We start from the raw sequence: 12,511 nt of genomic DNA, 5'->3' as shown, positions 1-12,511 counted from the left end.
TCGTGATGGATAAGGCGGGAACATTGATGGTTGCAGGATGGATGCACTACCCCTGTCTTGCGCGCAGTTTCACGAAATCGATGAAAGCCCTGAGTGGCGCCGGCATGTGGCGGCGGCTGGCGTAATAGAGGGATGGCCCGGGGAAGACCGAGGCCCAGTCACCGAGAATCGGCACGAGCTCTCCCCGGTCGATGAAGGGCGCCAGGAATTCCTCGAAGGTGCGGATGATGCCGAGGCCCGCCACGGCCGCATCGATTTCCAGGTCGATGACATTGGAGATCATGCAGGCCGGCGGCGAGATGAACAGGCTCTCCCCGTCCTTTTCGAATTCCCAGGGCGGCACGATGCCGCTCAGGAACCGGTGGCGGATCGCCACGTGATCGAGCATTTCGCGCGGATGGTGCGGACAACCACGCCCGGCAAGATAGGACGGTGCCGCGGCCGTGACGAACCGCTGGACGCGCGGGCCGATCGGCACGGCGATCATGTCCTTCTCCAGCCGCTCGTCATAGCGCACGCCGGCATCGAAACCCGCGGCGAGAACGTCGATGAACCTGTCCTCGCCGCTGATTTCCAAGGTGATGTCCGGATAGGCATTCAGAAATTCGGCGGCGATATCCGGCAGGATCATGCGTGCCACCACCGTGGGCACATTGAGGCGCAGCGTGCCCGCCACGCGATCGCGAAAGCTGTTGAGCTGGTCGAGCGCAAGCACGAGTTCGCCCAGCGCCGGCGACAGGCGGTCCATCAGCCGCTCGCCCGCCTCTGTCAGGGTAACGCTGCGGGTGGTCCGGTTGAACAGCCGCACGCCGCAGCGCTGTTCCAGCCGCCGCACGGCCTGGCTGAGCGAGGAGGCCGAGACGCCACGCAGGCGAGCGGCGGCACGAAAGCTGCGTTCGCGCGCAACGGCGGCAAAGGCATCGAGATCGGTGAGAGGCAGGTCCGGCATTGTGCATTTTTCCAAACAGCTCGTACAGCTTGCAACGGATTATCGCACAAACGGAGCTTTGGTAAAACCATTCGAACCGACGCCGCGATGGCAGCCGGCACAGGAGAAGCAAGATGAAACAGGTACAACTCGGCAAGACAGGGCCCTTTGTCTCGACGCTCGGCCTTGGCTGCATGGGCATGTCGGCGCTTTACGGTCCCGCCGACCGGAAAACGAGCATCGCCACCATTCACGCCGCACTCGACCAGGGCATCAACCTGCTCGATACCGGCGATTTCTACGGCATGGGCCATAATGAAATGCTGATCGGCGAAGCGCTGAAGGGGCGCCGGCGCGACGAGGTCGTCCTCAGCGTCAAGACCGGGGCGCTGCGCGATGTCGATGCCGGCTTCAACGGCATGGACAATCGCCCGATCGCGCTGAAGAACTTCGTCGCCTATACGCTGCAGCGGCTGGGTGTCGATCATATCGACATCTATCGCCCGGCACGGCTCGATCCGAATGTGCCGATCGAGGAGACGATCGGCGCCATCGCCGACATGGTGAAGGCCGGTTATGTAAGCCATATCGGCCTTTCGGAAGTGGGCGCGGAGACGATCCGCCGGGCCGCCGCCGTCCATCCGATCGTCGATCTGCAGATCGAATATTCGCTGATCTCGCGCGGCATCGAGGACAAGATCCTGCCCGCCTGCCGCGATCTCGGCATCGCCATTACCGCCTATGGCGTTCTCTCCCGCGGACTGATCAGCGGCCATTGGCAGAAGGGCCAGGGACAGACGCCCGGCGACTTCCGCAGCTTCAGCCCGCGTTTCCAGGAGGGGAATATCGATCGCAACCTGGCGCTGGTCGAGGCACTGCGGGCGATTGCCGACAGAAAGGGCGCGACGGTGGCGCAGATCGCCATTGCCTGGGTCGCGGCGCAAGGCGCCGATATCGTGCCGGTGATCGGCGCGCGCACCGTCGAGCGGTTGGCAGAGACGCTGGGCTCGCAGACAGTCCAACTGTCGCCTGCCGATCTCGCCGCGATCGAAACGGCCGTGCCGAAGGATGCCGCCGCCGGCGGGCGCTATACCGAAGCAATGCTGGCCCATATGGACAGCGAAAAGTAACGATCCGCCATGTCATGCGGCCCGGCTTCCAAATCGGGGCCGCATGACCGTGCTCGGTCCTTGCCATCGCAGGCGGCATGGCCTGGAGTTAAGGCTCCCCTGGTACGTCGTGCGATGCGCCGTCAGATCAGCGGCAGCGGCCATCCTTCCAGATTATCGCACCGCCGATTTAGTTTGCCAAATAGCAAACTGTTCCCTATAGTTCTCCGTATGGAAAACTATCAGTCATCTCTTGACGCCGCCTTTCATTCGCTTGCCGATCCCACCCGGCGGGCGGTCATCAGCCGTCTTACGAAGGGGCCTGCCCCTGTCAAGGAACTGGCGGAGCCCTTCGCCATGGGGCTGCCGGCCTTCATGAAACACCTCAGGGTGCTTGAGAAAGATGGCCTGATCAGTTCCGAAAAGATCGGCCGCGTCCGCACCTGCAGAGTAAATTCCGAGAGGCTGACAGCCGCTGAAACCTGGCTCTGCGAGCAACGCCGGCTTTGGCAGGCGGGAACGGACCGGCTTGCCGACTATGTCGAAACCCAGATGTCGAGGAGCATTGAAAATGCCGAGTGAACAAGGCCAACTCACCGTTACGCGTATCATCAAGGCACCGCCGGCCATTGTCTGGAAAGCGTGGAGCACGCCCGAGCATCTGGCGAAATGGTGGATCCCCGCTCCGATCGAATGCCAGGTGGTCAAGCTGGACCTCCGCCCGGGCGGCGGCTTCGAGACGCGCATGCGCGAAGACGAGGGCGAATTCCAACCGCATGTCCAGGCATGCTTCCTAGAGGTTGTCCCCGAGGCACGCCTGGTCTGGACGACGGTCCTGACCGAGGGTTGGCAGCCCGCCGAACCCTGGCTGGCATTGACCGCGATCATAACGTTCGAGGCACAGGAAAGCGGCACGCGCTATTCCGCCCGCGTTCTGCACAGAAACGCTGCGGACTCCAGAAAACATGAAGAACTGGGCTTCCATGAAGGTTGGGGAACCGCGATCGACCAACTCGCGGAATTCGCCGAGCGATCGATGTGATCCGATGATCGCATCGGATGCCAAAGGTTGGCGAGACGATCACCGGCTTGCCCCGCTACATCGCCCCGCTATCTGACATAGACGATCTTGCCGCCATTCAGGGCGGTAGCGACGCCGACGACATTGCGGAGTTGCACCCGTTTTCCTTGAAGAGCGGCTCTGAGGCGACTATCGGCGTTAATCTCCGCCTGTGCCCGCGCGATCGTCTGCGGCGAAGCATGCCGGTATCTCTGCGGTATCTGGTTGTAGTCGGACGGGTCGTAATAATCCTTGACAAAGATCACGGTGACCCCCGGCAGCGCGCTCTGATGGTTCGCGCGCTGGGCCTGCGCGGGCGCTGCCATGATGCCGGCGGAAAGAGACGCGGCAAGGGCCAGGACGATAGGAGTTTTCATTGTCGTCTCCTCGATCAGGGACGCATTCGTCCCGCTTGGATAACGGCGCGAGGCCGCAAAAGTTTCGTCCGGGCGGTGTGACCCCGTCGATCACACGCGCCCAGCCGCAGGCTCAGATGTCACCCGTAAAGGTGTCGCAGGACGCAAGCTTGCCGCTGTCGAAGCCGCGCTTGAACCATTCGGAGCGCTGCGCCGAGGTACCGTGGTTGAAGCTTTCGGGAACGACATAGCCCTGGCTGCGCTTCTGCAGCGTATCGTCGCCGATCTGGGTGGCGGCATTCAGCGCCTCTTCCAGGTCACCCTGCTCCAGCAGGCCCTTCTGCGCCGTGTACTTGCCCCATATGCCGGCAAAGCAATCGGCCTGGAGTTCGGTGCGCACCGACATCCGGTTGGATTGCGCCTCGCTCATCCGCTGGCGCTGCTCGTTGACCTTGGGCAGGATGCCCAGCAGGTTCTGGACATGGTGACCAACCTCGTGTGCAACGACATAGGCAGCCGCGAAATCGCCGGAAGCCTCGAATTTCCGCGACATCTCGTCGAAGAAGCTCATGTCGAGATAGATCTTGTGGTCGCCCGGGCAATAGAAGGGACCGGTGGCCGAGGACGCCGTGCCGCAGGCGGAATTGATGCCGTCGCGGAACAGCACCAGCTTCGGCTCCTCATAGGTCTCGCCGCTCGCCTGGAAAATACCGTTCCAGGTATCTTCCGTCTCGGCGAGCACCGTGGAGACGAAGGCCTTGGTCTCCTCCTCCGCCGCCGTGCCTTGCGGCGCCGGCGAGCCATCACTCTGCTCATAGCCCGGAGGACTGACCGAGCCGCCTTCCATCACCTGCAACAGGTCGATGCCGACCATTTTCAAGCCGAAATAGACCACGACGAGAAGGACGATGGTGCCGATACTCATGCCGCCGCCGCGCCCGCCGCCGCCCGTGGGGATACGGAAACCACCGCCGCGCCCGAACGGATTGCCGCCCATCCCGCCGCGAACCGGTCCGGATCCGCGCGCATCCTCGACATTGCCCGATTGGCGTCGGCCTTTCCATTCCATGCTCTTCTCCCGTCCATGCCTGCTTTTGCGGCGCCTGACTTCTGCCGCTAGCATATAAGGCACCGGTCGAAATTTTGTACAAGATGGCAATAACAAACTTAGGTCTACCGCACGAAATCGCGCTGCGGCGGAGGACTGATTTCGCAGCAGCATGAATGACGGTTCAACGCGTGAAAGAGCCCGTCTTCGACAGCCGCCGTCCGCGGTGGCGTTTTTCCTGTCGATTGCCACATTTTCGGGGTTCCGCTTGGGCGCAGATTTCCCTATAAGCCGCTTCTAGCCTCAAAAGACCAAGCATGCGCCCCCCGGCCGGTGATCTCCCACCCTGGCCGGTTTTTCGCGCAAGCCGAAAAGCGGATAGAACCCATGCCAAAGCGCCAAGACATCAAATCGATCCTCATCATCGGCGCGGGTCCGATCGTCATCGGCCAGGCCTGCGAGTTCGATTATTCCGGCACCCAGGCCTGCAAGGCGCTGAAGGAAGAGGGTTACCGGGTCATCCTGGTCAATTCCAATCCGGCGACGATCATGACCGATCCGGACATGGCGGACGCGACCTATGTCGAGCCGATCACCCCGGAAGTCGTCGCCAAGATCATCGCCAAGGAACGCCCCGACGCGCTTTTGCCGACCATGGGCGGTCAGACGGCACTGAACACGGCGCTTTCCCTGAAGCGCATGGGCGTGCTCGACCGCTACAATGTCGAGATGATCGGCGCCAAGCCGGATGCCATCGACATGGCGGAGGACCGGGCGCTGTTTCGCGAGGCAATGGCCCGCATCGGGCTCGAAACCCCGAAATCGCTGCTCGCCAATGCCACCGAGATCAAGGACATCGACCGCAAGGCGCATGTCGCCGAACGCGACAAGCTGAAGGCGCAGCTTTCCGGCCCCGAACTCGACACGGCGCTGGACGAGTTGGAAAACCACTGGAACCTCGGCGAGACCGACCGCAAGCAGCGCTATATGAGCCATGCCATGGCCATCGGCGCGCAGGCGCTCGACACGATTGGTCTTCCCGCGATCATCCGCCCCTCCTTCACCATGGGCGGCACCGGCGGCGGCATCGCCTATAACCGCTCGGAATTCTTCGAGATCGTCAATTCCGGCCTCGATGCCTCGCCGACCACCGAAGTGCTGATCGAGGAATCGGTGCTCGGCTGGAAGGAATACGAGATGGAAGTGGTCCGCGACACGGCGGACAATTGCATCATCATCTGCTCGATCGAGAATATCGACCCGATGGGCGTGCATACCGGCGATTCGATCACGGTTGCCCCGGCGCTCACCTTGACCGACAAGGAATACCAGATCATGCGCAACGCCTCGATCGCGGTGCTGCGCGAGATCGGGGTGGAGACCGGCGGCTCGAACGTGCAGTTCGCCGTCAACCCCGAGAACGGCCGCCTCGTCGTCATCGAGATGAACCCGCGCGTGTCGCGCTCGTCGGCGCTGGCATCGAAGGCGACCGGCTTCCCGATCGCCAAGATCGCCGCCAAGCTTGCGGTCGGCTACACGCTCGACGAACTCGACAACGACATTACCGGCGGTGCGACGCCGGCCTCGTTCGAGCCCTCGATCGACTATGTCGTCACCAAGATCCCCCGTTTCGCCTTCGAGAAATTCCCGGGCGCCGGCACGACGCTGACGACGGCGATGAAATCGGTCGGCGAGGTCATGGCGATCGGCCGGACCTTTGCCGAATCGCTGCAGAAGGCACTGCGCGGCCTCGAAACAGGCCTCACCGGCCTCGACGAAATCGAAATTCCGGGTCTCGACGATTCAGGCGACAACAAGAACGCCATCCGCGCCGCCATCGGCACGCCGACGCCGGACCGGCTGCGCATGGTCGCACAGGCCCTGCGCATGGGCATGTCGGAGGCCGACGTGCATGACGGCTCGAAGATCGACCCCTGGTTCATCGCCCAGTTCAAGGCAATCGTCGACATGGAAGCCCGGGTGCGCGAGCATGGCCTGCCGGAAGACGCCGAAAACCTGCGCATGCTGAAAGCCATGGGCTTTTCCGACGCGCGGCTGGCGACGCTTTCCAAAAGCCGGCCCAAGGAAGTGGCCGAACTGCGCAACCGGCTGAATGTGCGCCCGGTCTACAAGCGTATCGACACCTGTGCGGCCGAATTCGCCTCGCCCACGGCCTACATGTATTCGACCTATGAGACGCCGTTCGCGGGACAGACGCGCTCCGAAGCCCAGATTTCCGACAAGAAGAAGGTCGTCATTCTCGGCGGCGGCCCGAACCGCATCGGCCAGGGCATCGAGTTCGACTATTGCTGCTGCCATGCCGCCTTCGCGCTGAAGGATGCCGGCTATGAAGCAATCATGATCAACTGCAATCCGGAAACCGTCTCGACGGACTACGACACCTCCGACCGGCTCTATTTCGAGCCGCTGACGGCCGAGGACGTGATCGAGATCCTGCGCGCCGAACAGGAAAAGGGCGAGTTGCATGGCGTCATCGTCCAGTTCGGTGGCCAGACGCCGCTGAAGCTTGCCGAGGCGCTGGAAAAGAACGGCATCCCGATCCTCGGCACGGCACCGGACATGATCGATCTGGCCGAAGATCGCGACCGGTTCCAGAAGCTCCTGATGAAGCTCGACCTCAACCAGCCGAACAACGGCATCGCCTATTCGGTCGAACAGGCCCGCCTCGTCGCCTCCGAAATCGGTTTCCCGCTGGTGGTGCGCCCGTCCTATGTTCTCGGCGGCCGCGCCATGCAGATCATCCATTCGGAATCGATGCTGCAGACCTACCTGCTCGACACCGTGCCGGAACTGGTTCCCGAAGACATCAAGCAGCGCTATCCGAACGACAAGACCGGCCAGATCAATACGCTGCTCGGCAAGAACCCGCTGCTGTTCGACAGCTACCTGACCAATGCGGTGGAAGTGGACGTCGATGCGCTCTGCGACGGCGAGACGGTGTTCGTCTCCGGCATCATGGAGCATATCGAGGAAGCCGGCATCCATTCGGGCGACAGCGCCTGCTCGCTGCCGGTCTATACGCTGTCGGACGAGATGGTCGACGAACTGGAGCGGCAGACCAAGGCGATGGCGAAGGCGCTCAATGTCGGCGGCCTGATGAACGTGCAATATGCCATCAAGGACGGCACGATCTACGTTCTCGAGGTCAATCCGCGCGCCTCGCGCACCGTGCCTTTCGTGGCCAAGACCATCGGCGCGCCGATCGCCAAGATCGCCGCCCGCATCATGGCCGGCGAAAAGCTCGACGCCGCCATCGCCGCCTATGGCGAAAAGCCCGATCCGCGCAACCTGAAGCACATCGCCGTCAAGGAAGCCGTCTTCCCGTTTGCCCGCTTCCCCGGCGTCGACATCCTGCTTGGCCCGGAAATGCGCTCGACCGGCGAAGTCATCGGCCTCGACACGGATTTCGCGCTGGCCTTCGCCAAGGCCCAGCTCGGCGCCGGCGTCGACCTGCCGCGCGAGGGCACGGTGTTCGTTTCGGTGCGCGACGAGGACAAGGAGCGCGTGCTCCCCGCCATCCGCATCCTCACGGATATCGGCTTCAAGGTGATGGCGACCGGCGGCACCCAGCGCTTCCTCGCCCAAAAGGGCATTACCGCCACCAAGGTCAACAAGGTGCAGGAGGGTCGCCCGCATATCGAGGACGCCATCCGCAACCGGCAGGTTCACCTCGTCATCAACACGACCGACAGTTCAAAGGCGATCTCGGACTCGAAATCGCTGCGCCGGGCGACGCTGATGCAGAAAGTGCCCTATTATACCACCATGGCCGGCGCCGAAGCCGCCGCCCGGGCGATCAAGGCGCTGAAGGCCGGAAACCTGGAAGTGCGGACATTGCAGAGCTATTTTGCTTGATTGGTTTTGGGCGTACCCTCTAGCTGTCTCCGTGCGTGTCGCAGGATGACTGAAAGGGGGTCCGCCGTCTTCCCATCGCTCTAAACGGAAGGGCGGACGATCCCCGCCCTTCCCTTGCGCTAGAATTTTCCCTCGATGCGGGCTAGCCGCGCCGTTCTTGTGCCGAAGAGCACCGAGACGGCGGCGATGGCGCAACCAGTGCCGAAGACCAGCAGCATCGCCTGCCGCAGAATGTCCGTCGAGGCATGCTCGCCAAACCCCATGACATTCGCAACCAGGCCGAAAACGGCGGCGCCGATGGCATAGCCCGCCGATTGCAGGGTCGGCAGCATGGCCGATGTCCGGTCGCGCTCGGCGTCCGACGAGACATCCATCATCAACTGGCTGAGCGTTCCCCAGGAGACGCCGAAACCGGCACCGATCATCGCCTGGCCAGGCAGGACGAGCCAGAGCGCGCCCGACCCGATGGCCGCCACGATCGCCGCAAGGCCGGCCAGAAGCAGGACGGGACCGACCAGCATGATCCGGTTGCGCAGGGCCATTGAGCCGATGCTGGCCACGCCGATCGCGGTGAGGCTCCAGGAGATCGCCATGACGGCGCTGAGCGCGCCGGCCGCCGTCGGCCCGAGCGACCAGAGATGCTGCAGGCCATAGACGAGGAAGACCGAGCCAGCGGCTTGAGCAAAGGGCATCAGCAGGATCACCCACAGGCCGGTGCCGAGCGCCTTGCGCAGGGTGAAGGCGGCGCGCGGCAATACCGGATTTTCGGAGCGTCGGTCGAGAAGGACGACCGTGACCAGCACGATCGCGGCTGCGGCCAGAAGCAGCGCCATCAGTGCGGCACCGGATGCCACGCCGGACAGCGAGATCATCAGGATGCCCGCACCTGCAGCGGCCAGCCGCGCGAAGGGAATGGCCGGCGCCGGCCCTGCCCCGGTTACCCCGCGCGGCACGATGAAAAGAACCAGCACGATGAAGACGATGGCGGCCGGAAGGGAGACGAAGAAGGCGGCGCGCCAGGAAAACTGTTCCGTCAGGCTGCCGGCCACCAGCGGCCCGGAAAAGGCGGCGAGTGCCCAGACGATGGCTTCGGCGCCAAAGACCTTCGGGACCAGGCGCGAGGGAAAGAGTTCCGGGATCAACGCGTAGCAAAGGGCGGCGACGATTCCCTCGCCGGCACCCTGCAAGAGCCGCCCGGCCAGCACCTCGCTCATGCCGCCGGCGAAAGTCGCAAGCACGGTGCCGGCAATAAAGACGGCCGCCGCCGCAAGCAGGGTGTTTCGCGCCCCGAACCGCTGTTTCAGATTGGCTGCGAGCAAACCGCCCATGATGGCAAAGACGAGATAGAGCGTGAAAGCCCAGGAGAGGAGCTCAGCACCGCCGAGATCGACCACCGCACTCGGCAGCGCCGTGGAAATGAAGAACTCGTTGAAAGCGAACAGCGCGACGCCAAGGCAGAGCGTGATGGTAGAGACGAGATGGCGCGGCTGCAGCAACTCTCCCCATCCCGCCGATCGTTCCACCGCCGTCTCGCTCATCTGCCCGCCGTCACAGGGAATATTGTCGCTCGTCATGCCTTGCCTCTCCGATAGGGAAGCATGACTGTTACAACCTCAAGCGCGGTTGAGGTAAAGCCCTATTCTCGACAACGCGGAGTTTTCCCGCCTGCCGGACGAAGAAGCCCCCCGATCAATACCCGCCGATGATCGGCAGGATTTCGCCGGTGATGTAGCTGGAGCATTGCGGCGAGGCGAGGAAGACATAGGCCGGGGCCAGTTCCTCCGGCTGGGCGGGCCGCTTCATCTTGGCCTTGGCGCCGAACTGCGCGACATCCTCGGCCTCCTTGTCGGACGGATTGAGCGGGGTCCAGACCGGGCCGGGCGCGACCGCGTTGACGCGAATGCCCTTTTCGATGAGCTGACCGGACAGGGCCCGGGTGAAGGCATGGATGCCGCCCTTGGTCATCGAATAGTCGATCAGTTCCTTGCTGCCGTCGATGCCGGTAATCGAACCGGTATTGATGATGGCGCTGCCTTCCTTCATGTGCTCGATGGCGGCCTGGGCCATGAAGAAATAACCGTAGAGATTGGTTTTCAGCGTCTCGTCGAAATGTTCTTCGCTGAGGTCCAGCACATCGGCGGTATGGACCTGGAAGGCGGCATTGTTGACCAGCACGTCGAGCGCGCCGAAGGCCTCGACCACGGCGGTCACGGCCTTGCGGCAAAAAGCCCTGTCCTTGACATCGCCGGGAATGGCCATGGCCTTGCGGCCTTCCGCCTCGATCGCCTTGACCGTATCCTCCGCATCCCGCCCTTCGGCCAGATGCAGGATCGCCACATCGGCACCCTCGCGGGCAAAGAGCACGGCGACCGCGCGACCGATGCCGCTATCGCCGCCGGTGATCAGCGCTACCTTGCCCTCGAGCTTGCCGGAGCCCTTGTAGAAGGGCGCATCGTAGAGCGGGGCCGGATCGAGCTTGTATTCGGCGCCGGGCTTGGGCTGGTGCTGCTTGGGAAAAGGCGGGACCGGATAAGCCCGCGCGCCGGCCTGCATGGCCTTCGGCTTTTCGGATTTGGAGGATTTCTGCTTGGCGTCGGCCTTTGCGACCTCATCCTGGATATCGCGCTGTTTTTCCGCGGTGCGTGCGGTGCTCTTTGGCTCGGCAGCCATGATATTCTCCCTGTTCGTCAAATTGGTCGGTTCAGGAAACCTGCGTCGGCTTGATCGTGCCGACCGAGACGACGCCTTCGACGACACCGCGCGGGCCGGCAGTGGCAAGGCCCGACTGGTCAAGCATTTCGACGACGGCATAGAGGCGCTCGTTGCGGAAGGCGCTGGCATCGCGCGTCGAATTGCCTTCGGCCGGGAGCGCATCGATCTCGGTGAAATCAAGCTCGGCTTCTGCGGCCGCGACGCGCGCATCGGCTGGGGAGAAGGCACGAACGACGATCTCGCCCTGGTTATCGGCACTGTCCCAGTTGGGATCATTGGCGCGGGCGACCGGAACCAGCCGAAAGAGCTTTAGTCTGTCCGTGGCGCGGCTATTTTCCTGCATGGTTTTTTCCTTCATGTGTTCGTGTTCGCCCGCGCCGCGATGGCCTGGCTGCGCGACAGGGCCGCCTTTACGATCGAGCGCATCTCCTCGTCGGCGCCCGCCTGGAGCGCAAAACCGTCGTCGGGAACGATGCCGGGATCTTCCTCGTGATCGACGACCGTCTCGGTCTCGCGCGACAGGCGGTCGAGAAAGGCGCGGCCCTCGCTGTTTTCGGCGAGAAAGGCCGCAAGCGCGATGAAAAGCTTGCGATGGGCATTGAGCCGCGCTTCGAGTTGATGCGTTGAAGACTGCTGCATGACCTGGTTCCTGTGTCGTCAACAGCAACGGACAGTCCCCGTGCTTTGTTCCCGGATCGCCGCCGCCGCATCGTCCGCCTGCGGTTCAGCGCACGCGCCGTGGCCGCTTGCCGCAGCGTCGTTGGGTGCGATTAATCTGGCTTTTCGTTCGCGCTTTCTGCTATAAGCCGTGTTCAAATGTTTCCGACGGTTCCGGGGTTAATCCTCCGGTGACCGTTTTCTTTTGTGCGCAGCCTGCTTTAGGCAGGTCAGGCATGGACTATGAAGGACAGTGAAATGGTCGAAAAAGTGCCGATGACCCAGGGCGGATTCGTCAAGCTGCAGGAAGAACTGCGCTGGCGCCAGCAGGAAGAGCGCCCCCGGATCATCGAAGCCATTTCCGAAGCGCGCGCCCATGGCGACCTTTCGGAAAATGCCGAATACCACGCCGCCAAGGAAGCCCAGAGCCATAATGAAGGCCGCATCGGCGAGCTGGAAGATTATGTCGCCCGGGCCGAGGTGATCGACCTTTCCAAGATGTCCGGTTCGAAGATCAAGTTCGGCGCCACCGTCAAGCTGGTCGACGAGGATACCGAGGAAAACAAGACCTACCAGATCGTCGGCGACCAGGAAGCCGATGTCAGGCAGGGCCGCATCTCCATCTCCTCGCCAATCGCCCGCGCGCTGATCGGCAAGGAAGTCGGCGATTCGATCGAAGTCGTCGCCCCCGGCGGCTCGAAGGCCTACGAAATCCTCGCCATCAACTGGGGTTGATCAGCGGCGACGCATCGAAAAGCCCGGATG

General features: G+C 63.0%; 12 protein-coding genes. 5 read left to right on the top strand and 7 right to left on the bottom strand.

Translation table 11 applies throughout. The features are described from left to right. Positions 1–46 precede the first annotated feature (46 nt). A complete protein-coding gene (locus ASD31_RS14040; RefSeq protein WP_056334579.1) occupies positions 47–949 on the bottom strand; it encodes a LysR family transcriptional regulator in 903 nt (300 codons plus the stop codon). A 113-nt stretch (positions 950–1,062) separates the two neighbouring features. Between ASD31_RS14040 and ASD31_RS14035 the strand changes: the two genes are divergently transcribed. The 3 genes from ASD31_RS14035 to ASD31_RS14025 all read left to right on the top strand — a co-directional run bounded on the left by ASD31_RS14035 (position 1,063) and on the right by ASD31_RS14025 (position 3,079). Next, on the top strand, positions 1,063–2,058 hold the full coding sequence (locus ASD31_RS14035; RefSeq protein WP_056334577.1) for an aldo/keto reductase: 996 nt from the start codon (positions 1,063–1,065) through the stop codon (positions 2,056–2,058). 114 nt (positions 2,059–2,172) lie between these two features. Continuing rightward, positions 2,173–2,619, top strand: coding sequence for a metalloregulator ArsR/SmtB family transcription factor (locus ASD31_RS14030; RefSeq protein WP_320409398.1), 447 nt, complete (start codon positions 2,173–2,175; stop codon positions 2,617–2,619). Continuing rightward, the gene (locus tag ASD31_RS14025; protein ID WP_056334573.1) at positions 2,609–3,079 is read left to right on the top strand and encodes an SRPBCC family protein; all 471 of its coding nucleotides are present in this window, start codon (positions 2,609–2,611) and stop codon (positions 3,077–3,079) included. The genes ASD31_RS14030 and ASD31_RS14025 overlap by 11 nt, the downstream gene beginning before the upstream one ends. Before the next feature lie 68 nt (positions 3,080–3,147). Here the strand turns inward: ASD31_RS14025 and ASD31_RS14020 are convergent, their stop codons facing one another. Together ASD31_RS14020 and ASD31_RS14015 are read right to left on the bottom strand one after the other, a co-directional pair. Beyond that, positions 3,148–3,474 (bottom strand): hypothetical protein, encoded by a 327-nt coding sequence (locus ASD31_RS14020; RefSeq protein WP_056334570.1) that lies wholly within the window; start codon positions 3,472–3,474, stop codon positions 3,148–3,150. Between the two features lie 112 nt (positions 3,475–3,586). Continuing rightward, on the bottom strand, positions 3,587–4,522 hold the full coding sequence (locus tag ASD31_RS14015; protein WP_056334567.1) for a neutral zinc metallopeptidase: 936 nt from the start codon (positions 4,520–4,522) through the stop codon (positions 3,587–3,589). 366 nt (positions 4,523–4,888) lie between these two features. Here ASD31_RS14015 and carB point away from each other — a divergent pair, with 366 nt between their 5' ends. After that, positions 4,889–8,377 carry a carbamoyl-phosphate synthase large subunit gene (carB, locus tag ASD31_RS14010; RefSeq protein WP_056334564.1) on the top strand — a complete coding sequence of 1,163 codons (3,489 nt, stop codon included), beginning with the start codon at positions 4,889–4,891 and terminating at the stop codon, positions 8,375–8,377. A gap of 119 nt (positions 8,378–8,496) precedes the next feature. On the opposite strand, the gene ASD31_RS14005 is transcribed toward carB, so the two are convergent. The 4 genes from ASD31_RS14005 to ASD31_RS13990 form a co-directional block, all read right to left on the bottom strand. Further along, complete coding sequence (locus tag ASD31_RS14005) at positions 8,497–9,951, bottom strand: MFS transporter (protein ID WP_082520565.1); 1,455 nt, start codon at positions 9,949–9,951, stop codon at positions 8,497–8,499. A gap of 115 nt (positions 9,952–10,066) precedes the next feature. After that, entirely contained in the window at positions 10,067–11,047 is a 981-nt protein-coding gene (locus ASD31_RS14000) for an SDR family oxidoreductase (protein WP_056334561.1), read from the bottom strand. Positions 11,048–11,078: 31 nt separating this feature from the next. Continuing rightward, positions 11,079–11,432: a hypothetical protein gene (locus ASD31_RS13995; protein WP_056334558.1), complete on the bottom strand. Its 354-nt coding sequence runs from the start codon at positions 11,430–11,432 to the stop codon at positions 11,079–11,081. Between the two features lie 11 nt (positions 11,433–11,443). Continuing rightward, a complete protein-coding gene (locus ASD31_RS13990; protein ID WP_056334556.1) occupies positions 11,444–11,728 on the bottom strand; it encodes a hypothetical protein in 285 nt (94 codons plus the stop codon). 276 nt (positions 11,729–12,004) lie between these two features. Between ASD31_RS13990 and greA the strand changes: the two genes are divergently transcribed. Next, entirely contained in the window at positions 12,005–12,481 is a 477-nt protein-coding gene (gene greA, locus ASD31_RS13985; protein ID WP_056334552.1) for a transcription elongation factor GreA, read from the top strand. The last annotated feature ends 30 nt before the right edge of the window (positions 12,482–12,511 follow it).

The sequence above is a fragment of the Rhizobium sp. Root482 genome (genome assembly GCF_001426565.1).
In the GTDB taxonomy this organism is placed as follows: domain Bacteria; phylum Pseudomonadota; class Alphaproteobacteria; order Rhizobiales; family Rhizobiaceae; genus Pararhizobium.
The sequence above is the reverse complement of the archived record's forward strand: the minus strand, read 5'-3'. Positions and strand labels throughout refer to the sequence as shown.

Excerpts from the sequence above, each read along its gene's own strand:
- ASD31_RS14030 (WP_320409398.1), top strand. The coding sequence starts at position 2,173 with ATGCGCCGTCAGATCAGCGGCAGCGGCCATCCTTCCAGATTATCGCAC.
- greA (WP_056334552.1), top strand. The coding sequence starts at position 12,005 with ATGGTCGAAAAAGTGCCGATGACCCAGGGCGGATTCGTCAAGCTGCAG.
- ASD31_RS14040 (WP_056334579.1), bottom strand. The coding sequence starts at position 949 with ATGCCGGACCTGCCTCTCACCGATCTCGATGCCTTTGCCGCCGTTGCG.
- ASD31_RS13990 (WP_056334556.1), bottom strand. The coding sequence starts at position 11,728 with ATGCAGCAGTCTTCAACGCATCAACTCGAAGCGCGGCTCAATGCCCAT.
- ASD31_RS14035 (WP_056334577.1), top strand. The coding sequence starts at position 1,063 with ATGAAACAGGTACAACTCGGCAAGACAGGGCCCTTTGTCTCGACGCTC.
- ASD31_RS13995 (WP_056334558.1), bottom strand. The coding sequence starts at position 11,432 with ATGCAGGAAAATAGCCGCGCCACGGACAGACTAAAGCTCTTTCGGCTG.
- ASD31_RS14015 (WP_056334567.1), bottom strand. The coding sequence starts at position 4,522 with ATGGAATGGAAAGGCCGACGCCAATCGGGCAATGTCGAGGATGCGCGC.
- ASD31_RS14020 (WP_056334570.1), bottom strand. The coding sequence starts at position 3,474 with ATGAAAACTCCTATCGTCCTGGCCCTTGCCGCGTCTCTTTCCGCCGGC.
- ASD31_RS14000 (WP_056334561.1), bottom strand. The coding sequence starts at position 11,047 with ATGGCTGCCGAGCCAAAGAGCACCGCACGCACCGCGGAAAAACAGCGC.
- carB (WP_056334564.1), top strand. The coding sequence starts at position 4,889 with ATGCCAAAGCGCCAAGACATCAAATCGATCCTCATCATCGGCGCGGGT.
- ASD31_RS14005 (WP_082520565.1), bottom strand. The coding sequence starts at position 9,951 with ATGACGAGCGACAATATTCCCTGTGACGGCGGGCAGATGAGCGAGACG.
- ASD31_RS14025 (WP_056334573.1), top strand. The coding sequence starts at position 2,609 with ATGCCGAGTGAACAAGGCCAACTCACCGTTACGCGTATCATCAAGGCA.